This is a genomic window from Bradyrhizobium sp. CCBAU 53338 (assembly GCF_015291665.1).
In the GTDB taxonomy this organism is placed as follows: Bacteria; Pseudomonadota; Alphaproteobacteria; order Rhizobiales; family Xanthobacteraceae; genus Bradyrhizobium.
Genome location: NZ_CP030048.1, coordinates 6,532,500 through 6,546,876 on the forward strand (window position 1 = coordinate 6,532,500; position 14,377 = coordinate 6,546,876).

Annotated in this window: 14 protein-coding genes; 5 read left to right on the top strand and 9 right to left on the bottom strand. The window is 65.1% G+C overall.

The features are described from left to right. Nucleotides 1-103 precede the first annotated feature (103 nt). Entirely contained in the window at nucleotides 104-1,849 is a 1,746-nt protein-coding gene (locus XH90_RS30645) for an outer membrane beta-barrel protein (RefSeq protein ID WP_194477979.1), read from the bottom strand. Between the two features lie 194 nt (nucleotides 1,850-2,043). Between XH90_RS30645 and XH90_RS30650 the strand changes: the two genes are divergently transcribed. Then, nucleotides 2,044-3,051, top strand: a complete 1,008-nt coding sequence (locus tag XH90_RS30650; protein WP_194477980.1) for an SIS domain-containing protein — start codon at nucleotides 2,044-2,046, stop codon at nucleotides 3,049-3,051. A gap of 30 nt (nucleotides 3,052-3,081) precedes the next feature. On the opposite strand, the gene XH90_RS30655 is transcribed toward XH90_RS30650, so the two are convergent. Then, nucleotides 3,082-3,639 (bottom strand): carboxymuconolactone decarboxylase family protein, encoded by a 558-nt coding sequence (locus XH90_RS30655; RefSeq protein WP_194477981.1) that lies wholly within the window; start codon nucleotides 3,637-3,639, stop codon nucleotides 3,082-3,084. A 71-nt stretch (nucleotides 3,640-3,710) separates the two neighbouring features. Between XH90_RS30655 and XH90_RS30660 the strand changes: the two genes are divergently transcribed. Further along, a complete protein-coding gene (locus XH90_RS30660; protein WP_194477982.1) occupies nucleotides 3,711-4,031 on the top strand; it encodes a helix-turn-helix domain-containing protein in 321 nt (106 codons plus the stop codon). A gap of 74 nt (nucleotides 4,032-4,105) precedes the next feature. Here the strand turns inward: XH90_RS30660 and XH90_RS30665 are convergent, their stop codons facing one another. The 4 genes from XH90_RS30665 to hemH all read right to left on the bottom strand — a co-directional run bounded on the left by XH90_RS30665 (nucleotide 4,106) and on the right by hemH (nucleotide 7,834). Further along, a complete protein-coding gene (locus tag XH90_RS30665; protein ID WP_194477983.1) occupies nucleotides 4,106-4,549 on the bottom strand; it encodes an NfeD family protein in 444 nt (147 codons plus the stop codon). A 56-nt stretch (nucleotides 4,550-4,605) separates the two neighbouring features. Further along, on the bottom strand, nucleotides 4,606-5,610 hold the full coding sequence (locus tag XH90_RS30670; protein WP_194477984.1) for an SPFH domain-containing protein: 1,005 nt from the start codon (nucleotides 5,608-5,610) through the stop codon (nucleotides 4,606-4,608). A gap of 207 nt (nucleotides 5,611-5,817) precedes the next feature. Then, nucleotides 5,818-6,786, bottom strand: coding sequence for an ABC transporter substrate-binding protein (locus XH90_RS30675; protein ID WP_194477985.1), 969 nt, complete (start codon nucleotides 6,784-6,786; stop codon nucleotides 5,818-5,820). A 10-nt stretch (nucleotides 6,787-6,796) separates the two neighbouring features. Continuing rightward, nucleotides 6,797-7,834 carry a ferrochelatase gene (hemH, locus tag XH90_RS30680; RefSeq protein ID WP_194477986.1) on the bottom strand — a complete coding sequence of 346 codons (1,038 nt, stop codon included), beginning with the start codon at nucleotides 7,832-7,834 and terminating at the stop codon, nucleotides 6,797-6,799. Nucleotides 7,835-7,917: 83 nt separating this feature from the next. On the opposite strand from hemH, the gene XH90_RS30685 reads away from it, so the two are divergent. Then, the gene (locus XH90_RS30685) at nucleotides 7,918-8,316 is read left to right on the top strand and encodes an MAPEG family protein (protein ID WP_194477987.1); all 399 of its coding nucleotides are present in this window, start codon (nucleotides 7,918-7,920) and stop codon (nucleotides 8,314-8,316) included. Between the two features lie 22 nt (nucleotides 8,317-8,338). Here the strand turns inward: XH90_RS30685 and XH90_RS30690 are convergent, their stop codons facing one another. Genes XH90_RS30690 through XH90_RS30700 form a run of 3 tightly spaced genes read right to left on the bottom strand, consistent with a single transcriptional unit; the run spans nucleotide 8,339 to nucleotide 12,146 of the window. Next, a complete protein-coding gene (locus XH90_RS30690; RefSeq protein WP_194477988.1) occupies nucleotides 8,339-9,430 on the bottom strand; it encodes a nickel/cobalt transporter in 1,092 nt (363 codons plus the stop codon). Beyond that, nucleotides 9,427-10,059, bottom strand: coding sequence for a DUF1007 family protein (locus XH90_RS30695; RefSeq protein WP_194477989.1), 633 nt, complete (start codon nucleotides 10,057-10,059; stop codon nucleotides 9,427-9,429). The genes XH90_RS30690 and XH90_RS30695 overlap by 4 nt, the downstream gene beginning before the upstream one ends. 5 nt (nucleotides 10,060-10,064) lie before the next feature. Continuing rightward, nucleotides 10,065-12,146, bottom strand: a complete 2,082-nt coding sequence (locus tag XH90_RS30700) for a M3 family metallopeptidase (protein ID WP_194477990.1) — start codon at nucleotides 12,144-12,146, stop codon at nucleotides 10,065-10,067. A gap of 136 nt (nucleotides 12,147-12,282) precedes the next feature. On the opposite strand from XH90_RS30700, the gene XH90_RS30705 reads away from it, so the two are divergent. Next, complete coding sequence (locus XH90_RS30705; RefSeq protein WP_194477991.1) at nucleotides 12,283-12,537, top strand: hypothetical protein; 255 nt, start codon at nucleotides 12,283-12,285, stop codon at nucleotides 12,535-12,537. Nucleotides 12,538-13,209: 672 nt separating this feature from the next. Continuing rightward, nucleotides 13,210-14,352, top strand: a complete 1,143-nt coding sequence (locus tag XH90_RS30710; protein WP_194477992.1) for a type III PLP-dependent enzyme — start codon at nucleotides 13,210-13,212, stop codon at nucleotides 14,350-14,352. Nucleotides 14,353-14,377 lie beyond the last annotated feature (25 nt).

Sequence of the window (14,377 nt, forward strand, 5' to 3'; positions counted from 1 at the left end):
GGATGAATGGATTCCGGGCTCGCGCTTCGCGCGCCCCGGAATGACGAGCAGAGAGAGCCGCGCCCTCGCGCCTCATCTCGCTCCAGGCGCTTGCCGAGAGGCGTCAATTCTGCAACCTCACCCCCAGCATCACCACCGTGCCCTGCGAGCTCGAGCCCGGCTGGTTCGAATCCAGGATGTCGTGGCGCAGCGTGCCTTTGAGCCAGACATTGCGGTTGAGCTTGTAGATCAGGTTGCCTTCGAGCGAGTAGGTCTTGTCGTTGCGATTCTGGCCCTGGTAGTCGTAGGTGCCGTAGGTGAACTTACCGATCGCGGTGAGCCAGCGGCGGAAGTCGTGGTCGACTTCGGCGGCATAGGTGTGCACGAGCACGCCGGAGGAGCCGGGGATCGTGGTCTCGGCGATCTGCGTGTCGGTGTTGAATTTCACCGTGGTGAGGCCGCTGGCGTTCCAGATCAGCGAGCCCGAGGTGAGGAAGCCCGAGAGCTGGCTGAGGCGCGGATCGACATAGTTGCGCGCGGAATAGCCGACCGAGACTTCACCGGTGAGGATGCGGGTGAACTCGAAGGACGAGCCGACCTTGGCGTAGCCGCCCGATGAATCGCGCAAATAACCGTTGCGGTCGGCGGCCTGGTCGTGGACGCGGTTGTCCCCCTGGATCTCGACGAACGGCTTCAGGCCCGGCTTCAGCTCGTAGGAGAAGCGCCCGACGCCGCCATATTGGTTGAAGTCGCGATCGTCGTTGCTGAAGGTCGAGCCGTCGGTGAGCTTTGAATCCGTGTAGGCGGTGCGATCGACAGTGGCGCCGGCGGCGACCTGGAAACGATTGAAGGTCTGGTCGAAGCCGAAGGTGCCGCCATAGGTGGCGTAGACGGGATATTTCTGCAGGCCGGCCTGCACGTTCGGGCTGCCGGGGTTGTCGGTGGCGAGCCGCAGGCGCAACTGCGAGGTCAGCTTGAGGTCGCGATCGACGTCGAAACGACCATCGACATGGCCAGTGAAGTCGGGGCGGTTGATCTCGACCGGCGATGGCGAGGCGAGCCCGTCGATCGTCGCCGGCATGTTGTTGGTGTAGCCGGAGAACGAGCCCCGCAAGTCGGCGACCAGCGCGTGGCGCTCCCAGTCGGACATCACGACCAGGTCCGGCGCGACGATATAGGCCGGCGAGCCGACCGGCTTTTGCAGGCGCGCCGGATTGGTATCGTAGCCGGTGGAGAGCTCGAGCCCCCCCTTGATCAGGAAGCTGCCGGCGTAATCGCCGACCGCGCCGAACGCATCGTCGTCGGCCTTGAGGCGGCGGCGCTGCGGCTGGCCGGGCACGGTGCCCGCCATCGCCGGCGACAGCGGCGACTTGTGCGCGGTCTCCGACGGCGGCGGCGCAATGCGCGGCGCGCCGAGAGCGGACAGCGTTGGTGTCGCCGAAGGCACCGGCGAGCCGGGGCCGGCGGGCTTCTTCGGCTTCGGCTGGCCCGGATAGAGCTTCGGCTGCTGGCGCTTGCGATTGAGCGAGTCGTAGCCCGAGCTGCTCGCGCCGTTGGCTGCGGGCAAGCCATAGGTCGGGATCTGGCCGACGCGCGTCGTCGCGGGCGCGTCGCTCTTCTTGCGCGGATCGTCGTTGGGATCCGGCGGCTGCGCGATCGCATCCGAGGGTGCCTGCGGCACACCGGCCGTGCGGCGCATCGGCAGCGTGTCGGGCGAGACGAAGCCGCCGCGGCTGGGATTGAACAGGTCGGGCGTGAGGCTCTGGGCGGCCACTGGTGCACTTTCCAGCGCGGTCAGCAGCAGGCATGGCAAAGCGGCGCGGACGAGATGCGCGCAACTGCTCCGGCCCCTACCTGGAGGCGACCCCACGATGGAATAACTCCAACGAAATCAAATACTTCACCGATCGTCTTCCGCAACCTCGCGGAAACCATCGTTAATGGAGTTAAAACAATTATGGTTAATGACCCGTTGAGGGCCTTGGGGCCCGCGTCGCCTCTCGCCGCGGAGCGTGCTAAGCAGGCCGGCAACGGGCCAACGCCCCCTCCTCCCTGGACCAGAACATGCCGAGTTCGAAACCGCTGATGACCCAATCATCCGGCTCCACCCCCGCCAGCGTCGAATCCGCGCTCCGCACGCTGGAGACGGAAAGCGGCGGCATCAACGCGCTCGCCGCGGCTCTGCGCGGTCCGCTGGGCGAGGCGTTTGCCAAAGCAGTGGATTTGATCCGCAACGCCAAGGGCCGCGTCATTGTCACCGGCCTCGGCAAGTCCGGCCACATGGCGCGCAAGATCGCGGCGACTCTGGCCTCGACAGGCACGCCGGCCTTCTTCGTTCACACCGCTGAAGCCGCCCATGGCGACCTCGGCATGATCACGGCTGACGACGTCATCATGGCGCTGTCCTGGTCCGGCGAGCAGCCGGAGATGAAGACGCTGGTGAACTATTCGGCGCGCTTCGCGATCCCGATGATCGCGGTGACGTCGAACGCGGCGTCCTCGCTCGGCCAGGCCGCCGACATCGTAATCGAACTGCCCAAGGCGCGCGAGGCGTGCCCGCACAATCTGGCGCCGACCACCTCAACCATGATGCAGGTCGCCATCGGCGACGCCATCGCGATCGCGCTGCTCGAAGGCCGCGGCTTCACCGCTCTGGAATTCGCGCACTTCCATCCGGGCGGCAAGCTCGGCGCGATGCTGAAATTCGTCCGCGACTACATGCGTACCGGCGCGGAGATTCCGGTGAAGCCTGAAGGCACCAAGATGTCGGACGCCGTGGTCGAAATGTCGGCGAAGGGTTTGGGGTGCGTCTGCATCGTCAATGAGGCGAACGAGGCCGTCGGCATCATCACCGACGGCGATCTGCGCCGCCACATGCGGCCTGACCTGCTGACGGCGTCGGTCGACGAGATCATGACCAGGCAGCCGAAGACGGTGCCGCCCTCGATGCTCGCGACCGAGATGATCGAGGTGCTGAACACCCGCAAGATCACGACGCTGGTCGTGACCGAGGCGGACAAGGTGGTGGGCATCGTGCATCTGCACGATCTGCTGCGCGCGGGCGTGGCGTAAGTCTCTCCCCGTCGTTGGCAATGATGGCGGTTAGGCCTGTGCCGGAAACCGCATCGCCTTCTCCTCCAGCGGAAGGTTCAACCCGTTCGCCAGATACGACACCGTGCGGTAGAAGCCGCACAGCAGCATGATCTCCAGAATCTGCGCCTCGTCGTAATGCGCCGACAGCGCGGCAAACTCGGCGTCCGTGAACGTCGCGCGGGCGTGAAGCGCGTCCACCGCCGCGATCAGTATCTGTTCGGCCGGCGACCAGCAGGGAGACGTCGCATCACCATCGACAGTCGCGCGCACTTCATCATCGGTGAGCTTTGCCGGGCCGGCGAAAACCGCGACATGGACACCCCATTCATATTCGCAACCGTTCAGCGCGCAGGTCCGGTCGATCACGATCTCGCGCTGGCGCAACGACAGTGGTCCCGCATCAAGCAGACCGCCGGCGCGAAACTTGTCCCACGCGCGGCTGTGACCGGCCATCACCCGGAACAGCACCAGCGGCGGCGCGCCGCGCATGATGCGGTCGAACTGCGCCTGGATTTCCTGGGGATAAGGCGGCGCGAGCGGGGCGATGCGCGGCGTCGGGGATGACATGGGCGTCCTCACTGCTACAATTAATGTAGCATCAAGCTACATTAATTGTAGCAATGCGCAAGAGGGGTGCGATGGCGAAACAGGCAGCATCAGAGAAGGTCCGCGGCTCGCGCACCGGTCGGCCGATCATGGCGCTGCTCGACTTGCTCGGCCGGCGCTGGAGCCTGCGCATCCTGTGGGAATTGCGCGAGGAGCCGCTCACCTCCCGCGCGCTGCGCACAGCCTGCGACGAGGCTTCGCCGACGGTGCTGCAGGCGCGACTGACGGAGCTGCGTGAGGCGGGGTTTGTGGAGCTCGGCGAAGGTGGCGGTTATGGGCTGACGCCGCTTGGACGGGAGCTGTGCGAGACATTCATGCCGCTGCACCGGTTTGCCGAGAGGTGGAAGAAGTAGAGATCATCCGTCGCCGCGTGGCGTTCGAGGACAGATACCCCTTGTTTCTACAAAGGGGGAGGGGAACACAGAAGTTAAGCCGCGGCCACCGTCAGATTGGCGCCATCCACCTGCACCACCCTCACTCGCGTCCCCGCCGGCGTATCCGGGCCCGCGACGCGCCAGACCGTATCGCCGATGCGGACGGTGCCGTTGCCGTCGATGATCGGCTTCTCCAGCGTGAACTCGCGGCCAAGCAGCGCCTCGGTGCGCTTGTTGAGGAAGGGGCTGGCGCTGGTATCCGGCTTCGGCCGGGCCAGCCGGCGCCACACCGGTACGGCGGCGGCGGCGAACACCGCGAACATCACGAGCTGGATCTGCCAGGAGATGACGGCGGCGAACGAGATCAGGCCAACCAGCAGTGCTGCAAGCCCGAGCCAGAACAGGAACACGCCCGGCGCGATCACCTCCATCGCCATCAGGATGAAGCCGAAGATCAGCCAGTTCCAGTTGCCGAGCGATACGAACATGTCGGTCATGACACGACCTCCAGATATTGAGCGCGTGACCTCATCGGAAAGCCATGCGCCGTTCCTTACCCCTGCCGCGGCGGGACCGCCGGCGGTGTGCTGCCGGTCGGCGGCACCGAGCCGGTGCGGCGCGCGGCGGCGGCCGCGGAGGCCGCACTTTCGCCGAACGTCGCCTTCGCGATCTCGCCGATGCCGGCGAGCGAGCCGAGCATGCTGGTCGCTTCCATCGGCAGCATGATGATCTTCTGGTTCGGCGCCTCCGCGAACTGGCCGAACGCCTTGATGTATTTGTCGGCGATAAAGTAGTTCAGCGCGGCGACGTCGCCCTTGCCGATCGCTTCCGACACCGCAAGTGTCGCCTTGGCTTCGGCTTCGGCCAGACGCTCGCGCGCCTCGGCGTCGCGGAAGGCGGCTTCGCGGCGGCCTTCGGCCTGGAGGATCTGGCCCTGCTTGGCGCCTTCGGCGCGCAGGATTTCGGACTGGCGCTGGCCTTCGGCAGCCAGAATGTCGGCCCGCTTGACGCGCTCGGCCTTCATCTGCCGGCCCATCGCCTCGACGAGGTCGGCCGGCGGCACGATGTCCTTGATCTCGATGCGGTTGACCTTGACACCCCAGGGCGAGACCGCGGCGTCGACGACGCGCAGCAGGCGCTCATTGATCTCGTCGCGATGCGAGAGCACCTGGTCGAGATCCATCGAGCCCATCACCGAACGGATGTTGGTCATGGTCAGCACGGTGATCGCCTGCGTCAGATTGGCGACCTCGTAGCTCGCCTTCGCGGCATCGAACACCTGGAAGAAGGCGACGCCGTCCACCGTCACGGTGGCGTTGTCCTTGGTGATGACCTCCTGCTCGGGAATGTCGATCACCTGCTCCATCATGTTGATCTTGCGTCCGACGCGATCGAAATAGGGCACGATCAGATTGAGCCCGGGGCTCAGGGTCTGTGTGTATTTGCCGAACCGTTCGATGGTCCAGTCGTAGCCCTGCGGCACCGTCTTCACGCCGGCAATCAGCGTGATGATGACGAGCAACACCAGAACAATCGCGAAAATATCGAAGCCGCTCATATGTCCTCCAAGGCGAGAAAAGACCCTTCCCGCGCTGTCATTGGTCGGGACCAGGACCCTACCGGTTCAGCGGTCGCTTTTCACGTCGGCATCCACGCCATTCTGCACAAGACGGACGGAGAGGGAACGGTCACGATTAAGTATTTGCGAAAGGCCCTTGAAAGCGCGAAGGCGCAGACCTACCGGCAAAAGTCAAGAAACGCCGTCCTATTCGATGACCTCGTTCGCGATTGCGAGCAGTCCGGGGGGAAGCGTGACACCGATCGCCTTGGCCGTCGTCAGGTTGATCGCGAGCTCGAGCTTGATCGGGTTCTGGACCGGGAGGTCCGCCGGCAGCGCGCCCTTGAGGATGCGATCGACGTAGCTGGCGGCACGGCGGAGCTGCTCGGCGCTGTCGGTGCTGTAGGACATCAGCCCGCCTTCATCGACGAAGGCACGGCTCCAGAACACCGACGGCAGGTGCGATTCGACGATCGCCGCCAGCAGATGCGCGCGATTGGCCATGGTGAAGAAGTCGGGCAGGACCAGGAAACCGCCATCTCTGTGCGAAGCCAACGCGGCGAGGGAGGCGACATCATGCACCGGGGCGGGCTCGACCGTCACATGCAGCGTCCGCGCCGCGTCCTCGAGCGTGCGCAGCATCAGCGGCGCAAACGGCGCGGTGGCGGGATTATAGACGACGAAAACGCGGGACACTCTTGGCGTGACCTGCGTCAGCATCTCCAGCCATTTTCCGGCGAGCGGGCCGTCGTAGTCGGTGAAGCCGGTGATATTGCCGCCGGGATGAGCCAGGTTCTGGACAAAACCCTGGCTGACGGGATCGGTGACCACGGCAAACACGATCGGGATCGTCGTGGTGCGCTGGCGCAGCTCCTCCACCGAGGGGGTGCCGAGCGCGAGCAGGACGTCGGGCTTGAGGGCGATCAAATCGTCGGCAAGCTGCCCGAGGCGTACCCGATCGCCGGCGCCACTCCGCCAATCGACCCTGAGATTGTCCTGCTCCTTCCAGCCGAGAGCTGTGAGCGCCTCGGCGAGGCGGGTCTGGCCGATCACGTCATCGGCTGATGTGACCGAGAGCACCCCGAGCCGGCGCTGAGTAGCCGGCTGCTGTGCCGGACTTGAGGCCGGCCATGCCGTGATCATCCCAAGAAGCGCCAGGCAGTCGCGGCGATTCATGGTGCGCTCCTCAGATCCAGCCTTGCAGCTCGCGCAGCACCAGCGTCCGGATCACGTCCATGCCGGGATCGCTGTCGTTGAGGCAGGGGATCGCGGAGAAATGCTCGCCACCATTGTGCTTGAAGATCTCGGCATTCTCCTGCGCGATCTCCTCCAGCGTCTCCAGGCAGTCGGCGGAGAAGCCCGGCGTGATCACGGCGATGCGGCGCACACCTTCCTTGGCGAGGCGTTCCATGGTCTTGTCGGTGTAGGGCTGCAGCCACTCGTCATTGCCGAAGCGCGACTGGAAGGTCAGCAGCAGCTTCGTGTCATCCATGCCAAGCCGGCGGCGCAGCGCTTCCGTCGTGGCGACGCAGTGGCTCTGATAGGGATCGCCCTTGTCGACATAGGACTTCGGCATGCCGTGAAAGGAGGCCACGATCAACTCGGGCTTGAACGGCAGCGCGGCCAGATGCGTCTCGATCGAGACGGCTAGCGCCTCGATATAGGCTTCGTCCTCGTAATAAGGCGGCGTCACCCGCAGCGTCGGCTGGTTGCGCAGGCTGGCGAGCACGCGGAACACCTCGTCGCAGACGGTCGCCGAGGTCGAGGCGGAATATTGCGGGTAGAGCGGCACGACGAGGATGCGCTCGCAGCCCTTCGCGATCAGTGCGTCGATCCCTGATTTGATCGAGGGATTGCCGTAGCGCATCGCCCAGTCCACAGCGACATGCGCGCTGTCAGACAGCGCGGCGGCAAGCTTGTCGCTCTGCGAGCGCGTGATGGTCTTCAGCGGCGACTCGTTCTTCTCGACGTTCCAGATCTTCTGGTAGTCGAGCGCCTTGGTGCGGGGACGGCTGCGCAGGATGATGCCGTTCAGAACCAGCTGCCAGATCAGGCCCTGGTCCTCGATCACGCGGGCGTCCGACAGGAACTCCTTCAGATAGACCCGTACCCCCGGGGCGTCGGCTGTATCGGGCGTGCCGAGATTGACCAGCAGCACACCGACGCGCGGCTGGCTGGGCTGAAGGAGCGGCTTCGCTGAAACGATGGGGGCCAGGGTCGTCATGATCAATTGCGTCGCGCGTTGCTCCGAACTTGTCAAGATGAGCCCGGTTTCGCTAGGGTCGCCCCCAAGCGGGGGGAGGGAAGATGACACTCGCGGAATGGTGCGTTCTCGGAGCACTGCTGCTCTATCTCGTAACGATCGCTTCGATCAAATGGATCAGATTTCGCGGCTTCGACAATTCCCGGCCGCGCGATCCGGCCTTCTATGAGGACGCCATTTCGCAGCGCGCGCTCGGCGCGCACCAGAACGGCATCGAGACCTTTCCGTTCTTCGCCTTTGCCGTGCTGCTCGCCGAATTCAGGGACTCGCCGCAGCGCCTGATCGACGAGCTCGCGGTGTTGTTCCTGATCGTGCGGGTCGCTTATGTGCTGACCTATCTCGGCAACCGCCCGACCCTGCGCTCCATCCTCTGGAGCATCGGCTTTGCGCTCAATCTGACGATCTTCTTCATGCCGATGCTGAAGCGGCTGTTGCCGGTGTGAGCGTGAGGCCGTAGCCCGCCAATCAGAAGCACGTCGTCCGCTCGGCCGCGATGTAGCCGAACAACAAGCCCACGCCGAACAACAGCACGAGGGCGGCGGCACCGAACTCGATGCCGCGCATGAACAGCGCGCCGCCGCCGTCGCGGGCGCCGCCGAGACGGCCGGCGATGTCCTTGGCGGAGACAGCGACCACCGCGATGGTCGCAACCGTGATCGCGGTGCCCAGCCCCATCAGGAAGGTCGCGGCAATGCCGGCCCAGAACAGGCCCTGGGCCAGCGCGAACACCAGTACCAGGATTGCGCCCGAGCAGGGGCGGATGCCGACGGTCAGAATCGCGGCAAACCCGCGCCGCCAGCCGCCGGGGCCGGCGAGCTCGCTCGGCGTCGGGCCATGGGAATGGCCGCAATGCTCGTCATGGACGTGGTCGTGGGCGTGGTGGTGATGGGCGTGGCCGTGATCGTGATCGTGATGATCATGCGCGTCATGATGATGGTGGCCATGGTCATGAGGCACGCCCGCCATGGCCGGCACCGGCTGCGTCGCCTGGAGCGCGCGGATGAAGGTGCGCCCCTTGACCCAGACGAGGCGCAGGCCGAACAGCGCGATCAGGGCGTAGCTCGCGATCTCGATCGCGCCTTCCGCCTTGCACATGGTCCTGGCGGTGGCGTTCAGGATCCAGGCCGAGATGCCTACGATCAGGATCGCCACCAGCGACTGCATCAGCGCCGAGGCAAACGACAATGCGATGCCGCGCCGCGCGGTCTCGCGGTTGGCGACGAGATAGGATGCGATCACCGCCTTGCCGTGGCCGGGACCGGCTGCGTGGAAGATGCCATAGGCAAATGAGATGAAGAGCAGCGTCCACACCGCCGAGCCGTCGGACTTGGCGGCACGGATGGTCGACGACATCTGCCGATAGAACTCAGACTGCTTTGCCAGCAGCCAGCCGATCAGACCGCTGACCTCCGGCTCGGCCGCCGGCGCCTGTTTCGGCGCGCCGAACGGATTTTGCGCAAGGACATCATGCAGCGCGGCATCGGCCAGGCTCACGACGAGGAGAACAGCGGCGCAGGCAAGGAGCAGGCGCCCAAGCGGGGAAAGTTGCGGCTTCAAGGGCAATCCACCGTGATCTTGTTGGCGAACATCATGCCGAAATTCGAGTTCTCGCCGTTCAGGAAGGTCTGCTCGTTGAGCTTCTGCGCGGTCGCGGACCCGTCGCTGGGCCGATCGAGCTTCATCTGGCAGCCGGCGGGGGCGCCGACCAGCTTGACCGGATTGTCCTTGGCCATCTGGAAGTCGATGAAGTAGGAGCGGTCGAACACTTCGAGCACCAATTGCCTGGGCTTGACCGGATTCTTCAGCGGCAGCGTGAAGTGCAGGGTCAGCACCGAATCCTTGTAGTCGAGGAAGTAGTCGACCGGCTCCTGGAATCGCTCCTTCTTCCCGTCGGCTCGCGCAAAGGTGAAAAAGGCGTATTCCCTGAGCGACTCGACATTGGTCTGCGCCAGCGGCGCCAGTTCCTCGCGGGTGTAAGCGCCCTTCTTCTTGGCCTCGAGCCCCTGCACCGCATAGGCCGAAAACATGTCGTCGAAGGTCCAGGCATGGCGCACACCGGTGATGCTGCCATCCCCGGCGTAGAGCAGCTCGCTGGTCGCTGTGATCCAGACGTGCGGATGCGCGCTCGCCGAGCCTGATGCGAGCATCATGGCGGCGGCGAACAGCCATCCCAGCAGCGCGCGCATGCCGGTCAGGCCGCCTTGGCGCCGTCGAGCAGGCCGCGGCGGCGGAGCAGCGCGTCGGGCTCGGGCGGGCGGCCGCGGAAGGCCTCGTAGGCCGCTTCCGGATCGACCGATCCGCCGCTCGAATAGATGTCGTCGTGCAGGCGTTTTGCCACGGCCGGATCGAAGATGTTGCCGGCCTCCTCGAAGGCGCCGAAGGCGTCCGCATCCATCACCTCCGACCACATGTAGCTGTAATAGCCGGCCGCATAGTGGTCGCCGGAGAAGATGTGGCCGAACTGGGTCGGCCGGTGCCGCATCGAGATTTCCTCGGGCATGCCGATCTTCTCGAGCTCCTTCTTTTCGAAGGCGCGGACATCCTGCGCGGCTGCCGCCGGCTGGGAGTGGAATTCGAGATCGACCAGGGCCGAGGAGACGAACTCGACGGTGGCAAAACCCTGGTTGAACTTGCGCGCCGCGAGGAAGCGCTTGAGCAGATCGTCCGGCAGCGGCTCGCCGGTCTGGTAGTGGCGGGCGAACTGCTGCAGCACCTCGGGCCGCTCCTGCCAGTGCTCGTAGAGCTGCGAGGGCAGCTCGACGAAATCGGTGAACACGGAGGTGCCCGACAGCGACGGATAGGTCACGTTGGACAGCATGCCGTGCAGGCCGTGGCCGAACTCGTGGAACAGGGTGCGGGCATCGTCGGGCGACAGCAGCGAGGGTTCGCTTCCGGTGCCCTTGGCGAAATTGCAGACATTGATGATGAGCGGGGCGATCTCGCCGTCGAGCTTCTGCTGGTCGCGCAGCGAGGTCATCCAGGCGCCTGAGCGCTTTGACGGCCGGGCATAGTAGTCCCCGTAGAACAGCGCCTTGTGCTTGCCGTCGGGACCCCTGACCTCCCAGACCCGGACGTCAGGATGCCAGATCGGCACATCCTTGCGCTCGGCGAAGGTGATGCCGAACAGGCGGGTGGCGCAATCGAAGGCGGCGGCGATCATGTGATCGAGCGTCAGATAGGGCTTGATCGCCGCGTCGTCGAAATTGGCGCGCTGGAGGCGGAGCTTCTCGGCATAGAAGCGCCAGTCCCAGGGCGCGAGCTTGAAATTGCCGCCCTCCTCCGTGATCAGCGCCTGCATCTCGTCGCGGTCGGCAAGCGCACGCGCCCGGGCCGGCTTCCAGACGCGCTCCAGGAGGCCGCGCACCGCGTCCGGCGTCTTGGCCATGGAATCCTCGAGCCGGTAGGCCGCGAAGGTCGGGTAGCCCAGGAGCTTGGCGCTCTCCTCGCGCAGCTTCAGGATCTCGCCGATGGCGGTGTTGTTGTCGTTGGCATTGCCGTTGTCGCCGCGCGCGGTGAAGGCCTTGTAGACCTTCTCGCGCAGATCGCGCCGCGACGAGCTCTTCAGGAACGGCTCGGCCGAGGAGCGCGACAGCGTCACGATGGCCTTGCCTGCCATGCCGCGATCTTCAGCCGCAGCCTTGGCGGCCGCGATGAAGCTCTCCGGCAGGCCCTGGCGGTCGGCCTCTCCCAGCTCCATGAACCAGTCCTGCTCGTCGCCGAGCAGATGGTGGCTGAAGCCGGTCGCGAGCTGGGCCAGCTTCTCGTTGATCTCGGCCATCCGCGTCTTGGCGTCGTCGGAGAGGCCCGCGCCGGCGCGGTGGAAGCGGGTGTAGGTGCGCTCCAAGAGGCGGAGCTGCTCCGGGTTGAGGCCAAGATTGGCGCGGGTCTCGTGCAGCTGGGCGATGCGGCCAAACAGCACAGCGTTCATCATGATCGGATTCCAGTGCCGCGCCATCCGCAAGGAGACCTCCTTGTCGATGTCGAGGATGGCCGGGTTGGAATGCGCCGAGACAAGATCGTAGAAGACCGCCGCAACCTTGTTCAGCAGCTTGCCGCAGCGCTCCAGCGCCGTGATGGTATTGGCGAAGTCGGGCGCAGCCGGATCATTGGTGATCGCGGCAATCTCGGCGGAATGGTCGGCGAAGGCCTGCTCGAAGGCGGGCAGGAAGTGCTCCGGCACGATCTCGTCGAAGGGCGGGGTCGCAAACGGCGTCACCCAGGCCTTCAGCAGCGGATTGGTCTCGGAGTCCGTAGTTTGGCGGGCGTCTGACATCGCAAGTCTCGTTTTTTGAGGCAATTTATTGGGGCCAGCTATAGCACGCGATGGGGCTTTTTTGGGCCATTTGGCCTTGCTCCCGCCCGCCTTTTCGGGGAGATTGCGGCCCTCGAAACACCGGACCCAAACACCCATGAACGCGCCCTCCTCGTCTTCCCGTCAGATCGTCTGGCCGAGCGTCATCACCGTCGTCAGCGCCGCCATCCTGATCGGCGCCGAGGTGTTCGGCGCGGCGTTTGCCGGCGGCTGGGCGCTCGCGATTCTGTTCGGGCTCGGCGACCAGGGCGCGCACATCCTCCAGGCCGTGCTGTTCGCGCTCGGCGTGCTGGTCATGACCGCCTTCATCCGCGCAGCCCAGCGCGTCGAGCCGTTCTTCAAGCGCGGCTGACGCATCGCGCGCGGCAGAGTCGCGCACACGACACCGAAAACTTAACGCCTATTCATCTTCCGCGTCGCTCGCGCAACACTGCGCAAGCAGATGTTAGGCAATTCTCTTCTCAGCCTAAAAAAATTCTTGCGAAGGCGAGTCAAAACCCTTATGTGCGTTTTTGCCCAATTTCGCACGTGCCTGTGGTCGTGTGTCAGTCGGTAGGTATCCGGACAAGAGGCCGGACAGCCGCCAAGGGGTGAAGAAGCCGAGGGGCTCTTCGGAAGTGCGGAAGTCGCGAGACCACGGTCTGAAGACTTAAGCAAACCCGGAGCGTCCAGCATCTCTCTCAAAGAGATGCCCTGTCGAAGGTGACTTCGCTCTTTGCAACCGTGACTGGCAGCCGGAGGCGAACCGGCGCACCCCGCTCTCAACGGGGGACGCGACTTAAAGCAACGACGGATCGGGCTTTTTTGGTCTCTACCGGCATTCCACCGCCGGCGCGGGCTACTGAAAAGGCTTGTCCTTCATTGCCAGGTGTGCGGGCGGGAAGCTCTCCCAACCAATCCACGGCAGCACAGTCTGGTTTGAGTCTTTTGGCTTCAGCGCGCCTCCATCGCGCGATGTGGCCGGAGCACTCTTATCCGACGTCACGTTGATGCGGTCCCGTCGCTGGGGCCGTTGGAGAGTGCCATGACCGAACGTATCCAGGAATTCCTGCGCAACCGCCGCAAGGAAGGTCTCGACACCGAGCCGTGCCTCGTCGTCGACCTCGAGGTCGTGCGCGACAATTACCAGACCTTCGCCAAGGCGCTGCCCGACAGCCGCGTGTTCTATGCCGTCAAGGCGAACCCGGCGCCGGAAGTGCTCTCCCTGCTGGCCTCCATGGGCTCCTGCTTCGACACCGCGACCGTCGCCGAGATCGAGATGGCGCTGGCCGCCGGCGCGACGCCTGACCGCATCTCCTTCGGCAACACGATCAAGAAGGAGCGCGACATCGCGCGCGCCTTCGCGCTCGGCATCCGGCTTTTCGCCGTGGACTGCGTCGCCGAAGTCGAGAAGGTCGCCCGTGCCGCGCCGGCTGCGAAGGTGTTCTGCCGCATCCTCTATGACTGCGCCGGCGCCGAATGGCCGCTGTCGCGCAAGTTCGGCTGCGACCCGGAAATGGCCGTCGAGGTGCTCGACGTCGCCAAGCGCCAGGGCCTGGAGCCGTGCGGCATCTCCTTCCATGTCGGCTCGCAGCAGCGCAAGGTGAAGGCGTGGGACCGTGCGCTGGCGATGGCCTCGCAGGTGTTCCGCGACTGCGCCGAGCGCGGCATCAACCTGACCATGGTCAACATGGGCGGCGGCTTCCCGACCAAGTACCTGAAGGACGTGCCGCCGGTCGTGACCTACGGCCGGTCGATCTTCCGCGCGCTGCGCAAGCACTTCGGCAACCAGATTCCGGAGACCATCATCGAGCCCGGCCGCGGCATGGTGGGCAACGCCGGCATCATCGAATCCGAGGTCGTGCTGATCTCGAAGAAGAGCGACGAGGACGAGGTGCGCTGGGTGTACCTGGACATCGGCAAGTTCGGCGGTCTCGCCGAGACGATGGACGAGTCGATCCGCTACGCCATCCGCACCCCGCATGACGGCGCGGAAATGACCCCGTGCGTGCTCGCAGGCCCGACCTGCGACAGCGCCGACGTGCTGTACGAGAAGACCCCGTATCCGCTTCCCGTTACCCTCGAGATCGGCGACAAGCTGCTGATCGAAGGCACCGGGGCCTATACGTCGACCTACTCGGCGGTGGCATTCAACGGCATCCCGCCGCTGAAGACCTATCACATCTAAGCAGCCTCTCGTTCTGAGGCCTGAC